This is a genomic window from Streptomyces ficellus (genome assembly GCF_009739905.1).
GTDB lineage: Bacteria > Actinomycetota > Actinomycetes > Streptomycetales > Streptomycetaceae > Streptomyces > Streptomyces ficellus_A.
This window is the reverse complement of record NZ_CP034279.1, coordinates 1619934-1632428: the sequence shown is the minus strand read 5'-3', so window position 1 is coordinate 1632428 and position 12495 is coordinate 1619934. Positions and strand designations below refer to the sequence as shown.

At 64.5% G+C, this 12495-nt stretch carries 4 protein-coding genes and 1 pseudogene; 2 read left to right on the top strand and 3 right to left on the bottom strand.

Annotated features, from left to right (window positions below; all coding sequences use genetic code 11):
- Window positions 1-60 precede the first annotated feature (60 nt).
- Window positions 61-2181, bottom strand: a complete 2121-nt coding sequence (locus EIZ62_RS07110; RefSeq protein ID WP_244375527.1) for an AIPR family protein — start codon at window positions 2179-2181, stop codon at window positions 61-63.
- Window positions 2182-2342: 161 nt separating this feature from the next.
- On the opposite strand from EIZ62_RS07110, the gene EIZ62_RS07105 reads away from it, so the two are divergent.
- Window positions 2343-3122, top strand: a complete 780-nt coding sequence (locus EIZ62_RS07105) for a hypothetical protein (RefSeq protein ID WP_156691869.1) — start codon at window positions 2343-2345, stop codon at window positions 3120-3122.
- 1118 nt (window positions 3123-4240) lie between these two features.
- A pseudogene (locus tag EIZ62_RS07100) lies at window positions 4241-4855 on the top strand (site-specific integrase); the annotation flags it as partial.
- An 89-nt stretch (window positions 4856-4944) separates the two neighbouring features.
- Here the strand turns inward: EIZ62_RS07100 and EIZ62_RS07095 are convergent.
- Window positions 4945-5439 (bottom strand): SMI1/KNR4 family protein, encoded by a 495-nt coding sequence (locus EIZ62_RS07095; RefSeq protein ID WP_156691868.1) that lies wholly within the window; start codon window positions 5437-5439, stop codon window positions 4945-4947.
- The gene (locus EIZ62_RS07090; RefSeq protein WP_244375525.1) at window positions 5436-12071 is read right to left on the bottom strand and encodes an HNH/ENDO VII family nuclease; all 6636 of its coding nucleotides are present in this window, start codon (window positions 12069-12071) and stop codon (window positions 5436-5438) included. Before EIZ62_RS07090 ends, EIZ62_RS07095 begins: the two co-directional genes overlap by 4 nt.
- Window positions 12072-12495 lie beyond the last annotated feature (424 nt).

Sequence of the window (12495 nt, the reverse complement as noted above, 5' to 3'; positions counted from 1 at the left end):
CAATTCCGGGGGTGCGCCGTGCGGCACCGGCGCGCCCACCTCCACCTCACGGCCCGAGGGTCAGTCCCCTGCCGGCTCGTCCTCTACGTTCAGCCCTTGCTCCAGCCGCGCAGCCAGCGCCAGGTCGTCCAGGGACCCCTCACCCGGAACGAACCAGCGGAGGGTGCCCTGTACGGACGACGTCACTCCGGACGCCTGCTGACGCATCTCCTTCGCAAGGCCACTGGGTGAGTACCACTCGCCGTCTGCGTGCCACTGCAGCGGGTAGCGGCCGTTGTCGTTGCTCCAGGACGCCAGCGACCGCTTAGCGTCCGCGGCCAGCCATTCCGCCATGTCGCGGCGCTCGGGCTTGCTATAGGGCCGGAACTCCAGCACAGCGCCCTCCGTGATGCGCTTGTTCGTGATCAGCGTCGTGACCGCGTTCACCTGCCGTCCGCGCGTCTCGACTTCTGTGACCTGGTAGTCGTCGCCCAGGGGCGGCGCGTCCTTGCCGGAGTCCAGACCTCGCAGCGCGGCGCGGACGACGCGCTCGATCCGTTCCGTGTTCCGCACCGCGGCGATGATGTGGCTGGACTTCCCGTACTCCTGGTCGATGGCGGAGAGTGACCAGGCGAGGGCGTCCCGTACCAGCTCGGGGACCTTCTTCAGTTCGTTCGGCCAGTAGAAGTCGGGGTCCTCAATGGACCGGGTGTTCAGGCTGCGGTAGACGATGTGGGTGACCAGCAGGTCGCCGTGGAACGCCGCGGCGTCCGCCCGCCACAGGAGTCCGTCGCGAAGCTCTTTGAGCCGGGCTCGCACCGCACGGAGGAGCTGGACCGAGCGCCAGACCCGGTAGGCGTTGGGTGACGAGCCGAAGATCTCCTTATAGGTGTCGTCCTCCCAGAGGCCGGCGAGATTCTGGTCACGTTTCGCCGCCGCCGCGAGCTCGGCGTTCGGGCTCGTGGCAGCCAGGGCTTCGGCCGCCTCCATCATTGAGCAGCCGTGATCGGGCTCTGGCAACGCCTCCCCCCGCTTGATCACGTAGCTGAGATGCAGCATGAGGGCGAAATCATCCCGGAGCTGGACCTGGGCCTGATCAAGCGACTTGAAGTCGCGCTCCTCGATCGGGTTCTGCGTGTTCGTGGTCGTGGTGACCTGGTCACCGAAGCCCGGCGGGCAGTCCTCCAGCGAGATCAGCCGGACCATGACCCTGCCGAACTGGGCGGAATCGGGGTTCGCGGTATACGCCCGGTGGATGGCGCTCACCGTCTGTGCGCCGTTGACCACGCTGACCCCGGTGAGCTGGAAGTCGCCGACCTTTCCCGGGACCGACTTGCCGATAGGCCTGATCGTTTCGCAGAGCATGGTGATGCCGTTGCTGAAGTACCAGAAGTGCTCCGGCTGCTCCAGCAAGGTGTTCCTGATCTTGATGTTGACATCGGTCAGGTCGAGGTTGTCGCGGATGTTGCGGGCGAAGAGGCCACGCCGGTGCTCGCTGTAGAGGTCTGCCAGATCTGGTGCGGTCATGGTCCCGTACAAGGCCTTGTACGGGGTCGACTCCTGGATGAAGCCGTCCAGGCGGACCTTGGTGTCGATCTTCGGAGCGGCTGCGTCGCCGAGGATGGCCCGGTGGAAGTCACGTAGGTCGAGAACCTTATAATCGACCATTTCCTCGACCTGGTTGAACTCCGCGCACTTCTCCTCGATGAGATCGCGGATGCCAGGGTCGAGCGGTGCGGTCCGAAGAAGGGCGAGGACGAGAGTGATCTTTGGGGTGCCGGACTCGTAGGCTCGCTCGATGTCGGGGACGAACAGTTGGAAGCGGCTGTTGAACTTCGAGTACTGGCGGTCGAGCATCATGCTCAGTCCCCGGAACATTCGGTCGACTTCGCTCTCGCCGAAGGCGCCCTTGCCCTGCTCGTGCCACTTGGCCTGCACCAGGCAGATCCTCGGCTGAGGCGACCTCACCTCCACGGCGATGGAGTCAAGACCGCGGTCGTCCTCGCCGTCGAAGACGCTGAGCGCCGCGACGCGGTCGGGACATGGGTGCTCGATCTGCACGGCGAGGGCTGCGAGCCCTCGGCTGAGGAAAGCCTCTCGCTGCTTTGGTTCCTGAGCCCGGGCCTTGTCTGTCATGTCGATGAGGCCGGTGAACCGCTCCTCGATCGCCTTGCGGACGTACCCCACGTGCAGCCTGCTCATACCCACCCCTGTCGATGCGTCAGATCGTGAACACCCTATCCGGGGGATCGCTTGATGCTGATGACAAGTCGCCTGTGAGTGCAGTGGCTTGGAGGCTTCGCTTCGTAATCATGATGGTGGGCTAGGGCGGCCCGGTGGGCCTGCAGTGGGAGGAGCACGTCATGAGCGAGCTGGTCAACCAGATCACGGCACTTGAACGGAAGGTCCGGGAGTCGGACGAGGCACGTCAGGTGGCCGACCGTCTCTGGGACGCTACGGAGGACGTACTCGACGAGCTCCGCTCGCTGGAGTCGTCGTTCTACACCTTCAGCTCCGACATCGACGGATTCATCGGTGACAACGACTACCCGGCGGTTGAACGTGCTGCGTACGAGATCCAGGGCTCTGTTGCTGCCCAGCGCCTCCTTCCGCTTGTCCGCCGTGCCATGCTGCTTCTGGCGGTCCGTGAGGGTTCCTCGCTTCCGGCCCTCGGCGTAATGGAATCCGCCCCAGAGGTTGCACCCGTCGATGCGGCTCATCCGTCGCTCACTTGGGAAGAGCTGATGCAGGATTCGGAGCGGGATCTGGCATCCAGTGAAGAGTCGCTGCGCAAGATCTGGTGCGACGAAGGTGACGAGGCCGAACTCGACGAGCACCTGCACGATGCGAGGTTCGAAGCAATCCGCGACCGGGCGACCCGCGCAGGCCGACAGGTGATCGCGCTCTGTGACTACATTGCCGAGGAACTGGTTCCAGAACTCGTACGCTGCACGGAACAACTCCTCATCGAGGACGCACTTCGCGCTGTCGCGGTCATCGACATCGCGGGCGACGAAGCGCCCAAGGCCTACAAGGTCTACGAGGCGGCGCTCTCCGAACAGTACGAGCAGAGCCCAGGCTCACTGGGAGCGATGGGCGAGCACCTCATGCAGTTCGAGTCGTGGATGCGCTCTCAGTTGTAGGTCACCGTGGAAGGGCCGGTGACTCCAACGGCCGCGACGATCAAATGGGGTGGTCGATGGTGAGCGCGGTGATGTCCTCAATGCCCGTAGGTCAGGATCGCGACGCGGCCCGGCTGTGCGAGCGTGATGGCGCAGGAAGTGGCGTCGATGGCGCAACTTGGGCCGTGCAGCTCGGCTGCACGCCGCTATGCGGCAGCGGACTGGGTGACGGGCTCGACATGCAGCCGGGGCAGTACCCATTCCAAGGCGGCGCCAACCATCCTGAGGTCGTCACCTCGACGAGTGCCGTGGCGTACGTAATCAGTGGAAGGTCGGCGTCGCGGGCATCGTTGAGCCACTCGTGGACCTCGCATTCGCGCTGTGCGGCCTGGTTCAGGCCCTCGCTGTCCAGCGTGGACGCCAGCGCTTGAGCGTTCGCCCCAGCCCTGGAGGAGGTGCCCTCGGTGAGCCTGGCCCGCTTTGCGGTCCTGGGTTGCGGGTCGGCGGAGCTCTGGGTCTTGTCGAAGTCAGCGATCAACTCGTCCAAGTTGTCGCGCTCGCTCTGCCGTCACGTGGTCTTCTCGAGGTATGTGGACATACCCTGCTTGCCGACTGCTCGCGGACCGCTTGGAGGGTGCCGGCCGTCAGGGGCTCCGTGTGATGGCCGGGGAGTGCGTCAAGAGATCGCACGTAGTGCCCATAGTGCCCGCAACGCACATTGATTTAGAGCCCGAATTGCGTCACGTAGGCCGCTGACCTGCTATTTTCGTTGACATGCTTTCCATTGACGTGTTCCCGATGACGCACCATGTGGAGTGCGTGGCGATCCTGGAGCCCGCTACAAAGGGGCTCTGACCTGTGGCTTTCTCGGGTCCTTCAGGTATGGCCGGTGCGCTCGACCTGTTTTCCGAGGTGCATGACGTGGAGCAGGCCGGGTGCCGGACGTACGCTCGTGACCTGCGGCTTCGGTCGATGTCGGGGTAGGTGGGCGCGTGGTGCTCCCGGTCTTCGCATGTCCGCGCCAGGCAGTTCTGACGCTCATGCGACGCTCGCTCTGATGGCGCGTCAGGTTGCGGATGAGGAGTGGTCTGTGCTGCTCGTGAGTCGAGTGGACCGGTGACCGGACTAGGGTCGGCCATGCAGCCAGCACCGACCGCCTCCAGGCCCTGTATGAACTGGCTCTGCGCACCGGGCTCCGCAAGGGCGAACTCTCGCCCTACGTTGGGAAGACCTCGATCTCAACGCCGGTACGGCCAGCATCCACCGCTCCCTCCAGCGCACCCGAACCGGCGGCCTCACCACCTTGCACACCGAGACCCGTGCCTCCGAACGCCGCATCGCCCTCCCGACCGAATGCGTCCATTCCCTCAAGGTTCACCAGGAATGCCAGCAGGAAGAACGCCAGGACGCCGGAATCAACTGGACGGACAGCGGGCTGGTCTTCCCCACCGAGACTGGCGCCCTCGACCCCACCAGTCTCACCCGCCGCTTCGGCCGGCTCCTCAGCCGGGCAGGGCTCCGTCGCATCCGCTTTCACGATCTCCGGCACTCGACTACGCCCTGTTCCTGGAAAAGGGCGTCGACCTCGTCGTGATCAAGGACCACCTCGGCCACGCACGCATCGGCGTCACCGCCAGCGTCTACGCCCACGTACGACTCCGACTCCAACGTGAAGCTATAGACACCCCGGCAACGCCCTCGGCCGGACCGACGACGACTACGAGGACCCACCCGCCCCAGCCGTCGTCCGATGACGTTGCCGTCAGCGTTGCCGTCAAGAACCGCAGAAGCCTCGCCAGGAACACCTGGCGAGGCTTCTCGCTTTTCTCCTGATTTTTCAGCTTCAGTCGGACTCTCGCCAGCGCGTTACAGCACGCTGGCACAGCGCGAACGCGAAGGACCCGAAATCATCCCCGAGCCTCTCCATGCTCTCGCGGTCCACAACTCCGGGGTTCCAAACGAGGACGGGATACTCGTCTTCCTGATTCGCTTGTGAGGAATCGAGGACGACCAGTCCACCCATTCCGTCAAACATCGCAACAATCAGATCGGGTGGCATTCCGTACTGGCTGCGAGCATCCAGGGTTTCCGTTACGGAACCCAATAGTTTCTGCCCCATGGCGGGCGTCTGGTATACGCCAAGAAATTCTTCACCGGCGATATCCCAGGTTCCGAACTCTTCGACCAGGCGGCGGTACGAGGGGGGGAAAGTCACACCCAGATCACTCTCGGCGGTGGCCATCGTCCCTGCGTTACAGCCATCGGCGTGGTTCGCGATGTCATCATTCCCGCGAACCAGCTCGATCAGTCGCTCACTCGCCTCGACAGCGTTCATCATCCACCAAATCCTGCCGCTCGGTCCTTCCAGTACTGGGATTTCCAGGCGTTGAAGGCATCTCGATCGATTCCGCTGGGGATCTTGGTGCCCGCCTTCCAGTGCAGCTGATTGTAGTTCCCGAAGTGCATCGAGTGTGTCACCTCAGCAATCGGCCCGTCCTGTGTCTGGAGCATGTGATGGAGGTTCATCGGCTTGCCGTCCGGGCCCATCGGGGCGAGGCCCTGCTTCATTCTCTTGAGATTGCTTCGACCGTACTTGTCCGCAGGTGAAATAAAGCTCGGATTCACCATATCGTCCCGCTGATAAATGCGCTGGCCGTTGTAGTCGGTCCGCGACCAGAACTGGCAGTTGGAATTGTGAACCAGAATCGGCGTCTCGCCCGCCAGCACATAGTACGTGTGCAGGTCGTCGATCGTGAGGTTGTACGTCGCGGCACGCTTGGTGAAGGGGCGGTTTGCCTGCACGGTGACGGTGGCGCCGGTGTCCGTGAGGAGGGTCATGCCGGCGGTGAGGTGTTGGGCCTCGATCCAGCGTCGTTCGGATGGGGACCAGAAGGGGTGCTCGTATGTTGCGGTGAGCTTCTCAGTGCCCGTGGCGGTCTGGAGCGTGAGTGTATTGAAGCGCTTGTCGTCGTCAGTGACGATCAGTTGCGTGACTTTGCGCGCTTCCGTTTCACCCGTCAGGGGGTTGGTGGCGAGGACGGAGTCCCCGATCTGAATATCCTCAATGTCCTTCGTGCTGCCGTCGGCCAGCAGGACGTCGGTTCCAGCCAGGAAGCACCGGGTGCATGGATTGCCCTTGATGGCCTTGGCGTACCGGGCGCCTGCCATTAGCGGGGTTCTGCCATCCCAGCCGAGAAGCTCACCCCTTTCGTGCATTGGGGCGTGGTATGCCTGCAGGTATGACCAGCAACGCTCGTCTCCATAGACGCTCTGGCAGGCAGAAAGTGCAGCGCTCAGTTGCGCCATCTCACGTTGCTGCGCATCCCGGTAGTCGAGAGTTTTGAGTTTGTACTCGTAGCGGTCAATGTAGGAGGCACGCAGTTTCGGGTTCTTGTCTGCGAACGTCCATGCATCGCCGTCCGAGTCCGTGAATGCGGAGTCAGCCTTGCTCATCCCACCCTTGTTGCGGTTGTCGTGTGACTTTCCACTGTTCTGATTCGGCTGCTTTTCCTTGGCCATGATCGCCGCGGCCTCGGACTTGCACGGGTAGGTGCACGAACTCGTACCGCCGCCGTGGTCCGGCATCAGGCCCGTCGGGTCTGAGTAGGTGACCGGGTTGTTGTTGGCGTAGGTGTAACCATGCAGTTGCTGCGAGTCGGCCAGGTCCATGATCGGGTCGACGCTGATGAAGCGGCCGATCGTGGGGTCGTACTCGCGGGCTCCGATGTGGGTGAGGCTGGTGTCGGCGTCGTTGGTGCCGCCGACGAAACCCTTCTTGCCGGTCCAGCTTGTGGGCTGGGTGCCGCGGGGGGCGCCGAAGATGGTGGTCTTGCGGCGGGTTACAGCCTGGCTTGCGTCGTTGGTGACCTGGGTGGTGCTGGTGTTCTGGTGGTCAGTGAGGATGTAGGTGAGTTTGTTGTTGGTACGCATGGCGACGGTCTTGCCGCCGGCGCTGTAATAGCGGGTGCCGGTCACCAAGCCGACTTTGTCCATTTCCAGCTCGTTGCCGTTGGGCAGGTAGAGCGTGGTGGTGCCGGTGGCATCGCGGCCGATGAGGCGCTGGCCGTCCGTGTCGTACAGGTACGTGGACGTCTTGGTCCCGTCGGTGACCTTGGCGAGATGACCTTCGTCGTCCCAGGCCATGGTCTGGTTGAGAGGGGCCCCGGGGTGGGTGGACTTGCGGGTCTCGGTGTTGCCGCTCGCGTCGTAGGTGTAGGTCGACGTATGAGGGGTCGTCCCCGCCTGCGTCACGGAAGGAAGCCGGTGCTTGCCGGCGGCCGGGACGGCATACGTGCGGACGGTGTCGGCGGTGGGGCCGCTTGCGGTCTTGTGCTGAGTTTCGGTCTTGCGGTTGCCGACGGCGTCGTAGGTGTAGCTGGTCCAATAGGCGTCGGGTCCTCCCACCACAGTGGCGGAGGGGGTGCCGGCGCACTGTTCCCCGGTGTTGGTCCACGCCTCGGTGATACGGCGCAGGGCGTCCGTGGCGAAGCACTGGGTGTCGGTGGTGCGGGTGGCGTCCTGGTCGTAGGCGGTCGCTATCGACGTGATGTTGCCGACCGGGTCATGGGTGTACCGCGTGTCCTCGATGCGCTGGGGCGCGACCTCACGATCCGCGTAGGAGCGGGTCAGCGCGCCGGTGTGGTCGTCGTACTCGCTGGTGGTCCACAGATGGCGGCCGAACTCGCCGTACTCCAGGCGCTGCGGACGACCGTAGTGGTCATACTTGGCGTCTGAGATGAGCGGGTCGCTGTTGGCGTAGGCGGATGCCAGCAGACCACCGGTGTTGTAGTTCGTCACTACGGACTCCGCCGGAAGACCACCGGTTTCCGGGTGCTCTGTTTCCTCGGGCTGCCCAGTGTTGTCGTTGTAGAAGTTGAACCACTCGTAGGTACCCGCCAGTTGTCCCTCGACAGCCGGGATGGTCACCTTGGTGCCGAGAGGCTGATACAGGTCGTTGTACTCGGTCACCTCGCTGACGTAGGCGTTCCCGGCGCTGTAGCGCGTGGCGGCGGTGGGTTGGCCCTTGGCGAGGGTGTCATAGGTCCAGGACGCGAGTGTGGTGGCGCCCTTCTTCAGCGCGGTACGGCGGCCGAGGTCGTCGTAGTCGGTGTGCAGGGTGATAAGACGGGCGTCCTTGACGTCCGTGACACGGTCGCCCTTGTCGTACACAGTGGTCGTGGCGCCCTTGTCGGGGTCGCTGACACTGGTCTGGCGGCCTCGGGTGTCGTAGCCGTAGGTCCACTTCGCACCGGAGGCGTCGGTGACCTGTTCGAGCCGACCGTGCTTGTTGTATCCGTAGGTGGTCGACTGCGACGCCGAGCGGTCGGCGTTCGTGTACTGCTTCAGTTCGACGGTCCTGCCGAGTGCGTCCACGACGGTCGTGGTGACGGTCCCGCCCTTGGGCGGGACGACCGTGGTGGCGTCACCGGTGTAACCGGTCGTGGTGCGCTTGGTCTCGTCACCGAACCGCTTGGCGATGACGGCGGTCGGGCGACCTGAACCGTCGAAGACGGTCTCGGTGGAGGACGGGTACTGCGTCTCCTGACCCGTCACGAGGACGGGCTCGGCGGCTCCCGTCGTGAAGTAGGTGCCGGATGAGAGCCATGCTTCGCCGCGGGTGTTGTAGAACGACTCTGTGATCAGGCGGCCCGCGCGATCAGGGGACGTCTCCTGGGTCTGACGAGCGCGCAGCAGCCCGTCGAAGAAGGCGTAACTCGTCTGGTACTGGCTGTTGTGATCGAGCGTTTTGCTCGTGACGACGACTGGTCCGTCATTGCGTATGAAGTAGTCGAAGACGTGGTTCGGAGCGTTGGGGTACGTGGCCTGAGGCCGGGTCGGGATCCACACCTTGCTGACGCGACCGAGGGCGTCATACGCGGTCGAGGTCACCTTGCCATTGGGGTCGGTGACCTTGGTGGGCTGCCCGCGGAAGGGGTCCAGCGCTGTGGTGACCTTATGGCCCAACGGGTTGGTCACCACGGTCGCGGTCGGTACTTCGCCGGTCGTCGGTGTGTAGGTGGTGGTCGTCGTTTTGCCGTAGGCGTCGGTGGTGGCCAGCGCCCGACCGTACTGGTCGAAGCAGAGCTGGTCGCCGGCAGTTCCACAGGTGGTGGGAGTGGACGTGGTGACGTCGTATCCGCTGCCAGCGCCGTTGATCCGGTCGGTCTTGGTCACCAGACCCTTGGTCGGTGCGGCCCCGAAGACGCCGCCGTCGTAGTAGTTGCGAACGTCGTCGATGACATCCGCCGGTCGGCTCACCGCGGTGCCACAGGGCGCAGCCACGGTGTCAGTACGGGAGACCGCGTTGAGGATCGGGCTGGTGGAGCTGCGGGCGTAGCTGGTGGTGATGCACTGCTCGTCGCCGGTCTTGGCGGTGTCACCGAGATCCGACTGGGTGGCGACCATGCCGTAGGCGTCGAAGGTGCGGGTGGTCTTGGTGGTGCGCGTGCCGCCGGTGACAGCGGTGCGGGCTTCTTCCGCTTCCGTGCCCGTCTGGTAGGCCTCGAGAGCGGGCAGGCCGGCTGCGGTGCGGGACCTGGTGGCGGTGACGGCGGAACGCCAGGGAGTGTATGAGGTGGCGGAGAGCAGCGCTCCGCCATTGCCGTTGTAGGTGGCCTTCTCTCTGACCATGCCGGCGAACTGCTCGCGGTCCGTGACCGAAACCCCGGCCGAGTCCTTCACCGCGACGCCGTCCATGCCGCGGAAGTACCGGGTCTCGGTCAGCGTCTTGCTGTCCAGTCCCGCGCCCTTGCGCGTCTGGACAAGGTGGTAGCCCCGTCCCACGGAGTAGGTTCGGTCATCAGTCTTCGTGAACTCGTCGGTGCTTTTGGCCCACTCGGCGCCGCCTGCGTACGTGTACTCGGTGACGACGTCCGGGGATTCGACGAGGTTGTCGCCTTCGGTGACGCGCTGAACGGCGTAGGAGTTGAACCAGTCCTGTTTGGCCGTCTCGCCTTCGTAGGCCCATTTGACGGGGTAGCAGCGGGTCGTGTTGGTCGCGTCGGCCGGTGGCAGCGCTGCGGCCGTGCAGTCCGGGGCGTAGTAGTCGACGCCGATGGTGCCACCCGACTCGGTGGTGATCTGAGCCATGCGCAAGCGGATGAACGGGGCGAGACCGTCACCGAGCTTGTCCACGCGGTTCGGTTTCTGTACGCCGGTGAAGGTGACGGCAGGCAGCGCGGCGGTGCCCCCTGCCTTGCCGGTACGCGTGATCGACTCCAGCCACATGGGGGTGGAGATGCCGTCACCGGAGGGCGGAAAGTTCTGCTTCAAGGTCCAGGAATCGACGTCCTTGTATGCACCGCCGGTGAGTACCTGGGTGGTGAGAGAGGTGAGTCGCTTCCGGGACCAGAAGCTGGGCGAGTACTTGTCCTTGCACTCTGTCGCCCCGTCCTTGCAGAAAAGGTCGAAGGGGACGTCGGGCCAGTTCTTGGCGTTGGTCTCGTCGAATGTGCCGCAGGAGGTCAGGCAGCGCTCGCTGACGCCGAAGAGGACCTTGCCCATGGGCTTGCCGGTGTACACGGAGTCGGACCGCAGCCCGTAATCGATGTGGTCGAGCCAGCCGCCGCGGGTGTAAGGGGTGACGGTGGCCTTGCCGGTGGTCTCGGAGACGTTCCGACCGTAGTTGTTGGCTTCGGTCTTCCAGTAGTAGGCCATCGCATTGCCGCGCGGGTCGACCACGTAGTCGAGCTGCCACCGCCAGGCTTGCTGACACCAGGCCGCGGCGAAGGAGGCGTTGTAGCACGGTTCGCCGGACTTGTTGCCGAAGACGGGTGCCGTCCAAGTGGAGTTGGACACCGGGTCGTCGGCTGCGGTGCCGTTGTCGCGCCAACCTGGCAGCTTGTTCAGACCGAAGTAGTACTGGGTGCCGTCGGACGTGGTGACCTTCCAGTGCTCACCGACACCATCGACGCCGGCCGTCCCCTTGTCAGGGTTTGACGCGCCGGTCAGCTTCTCGACCTTCTCACCCGAGTCCGAAGCCGGGTGCCAGCCCTTGACACTGTCGTATACGAGCTCGGTGCTCTTGCCGCCGAGTGACAGCGTGGCGTTGTCGTTGTACCAGCACAGGTCACCAACCCTGGTGGTGTTGGTGCTGCCCACCTTGTCGTCGTTGCACGCCTTGTAGCGGCGTTCGATGTAGCCGGGCTGCCATCCCCAGCCGTCACCGATCCAGTCCGCCTGATTGTTGGTGACCGCCGTCCGACCGTCGATGGCCTGTGAGCTGTAGTTCAGCGATATGGAGGGCTGGAGACCGCCGGGGACGGCGGGAACGCCCACCGGATACGACCAGTTGAACCCGCCCGTGGCGTCATCGGCGGTCCACGAGCCCGAGCCCGTAAGGGATGTCGCCTTGTAGTCACCGGTGGGACCCGACGCTTCCGCCGTCGCCGCCAGGACCGTCGTCCCCGATCCCGCAGAAGCGGCTCTTGCGCCCGAAGCAGCGGTGCCAGGAAGCGGCGCGGTCGCATACAGCGTGCTGGACTTCGTGTCGTTCTTCGTCGGCAACGGCTTGCCCGCACGGCATGCGGGCTTGTCCGGAGTGGTCAGCGCGCAGGCTGGAAGCTGGACCAGGCGCAGGCGGGCTGCCCAGTCACCACCGTAAGCGCCCTTGAAGGAGGCGTAGTCGACACGGACGTCGACCTTGCTCGCGGTGGCGGTGGCGGTGGCGTCCGCGGGGGCGAGCGACAACACCAGACCTTCCACGCCGACCTTGCGCGCTGCGGCCTGGGAGGCGACGGTGACCTTCACCTTGCCGACGGCTTGAGCGCCGATGCGAGCCTTGGACTGAGCAGCGCCAAGGAAGACAGGCAGGCCGCCAGCCCGTCGAGGAGTGCGCCCTGCCCCGGTGACCGACTGCAGGAGAACCGTCTCCGAGCCGGCGGTCGGCCAGACGACCTTGGGCGAGGCCCACTTGGAGGCCTTTGTGCCTCTCGCCTTGGTGCCCCCGACGGACACCTTCGTGACCGGCACCGTGGGCGGCTGTCTCAGCTGTGGAAGGTCCGGACCCTTCCCGGCTGCTGCGACAGCCGCTGTTGCCTGCGCAGGTAGCAAGCTCGCTATGACGGCGGCCGCGAGGACCCCAACCCACTTACGCGCGCCGAAACGGCTCACGCCCCACCCCTTATGAAACTGAAACAAAAATTGGAACGACCATAACAGCACATCGGCTATCTGGACATGAGTGCCGTGGCCAATGAGTGGGGAACAGGCCGTTTCCCAGCAATGTCTGATTCTGGCAGCATCTACCCTTGTGGTGGCTTGGTGAAGTGTCGAACTGTGGCTTCAGTCCAGGGTGGTGAGGCGACGCTTGGTCTCATCTGCGCTGTCCGGCTTTACCAGATGTACACAGGTTCATCACGAGTGGTGTACTCCTCTGGATCGCCCGTCGCGGATG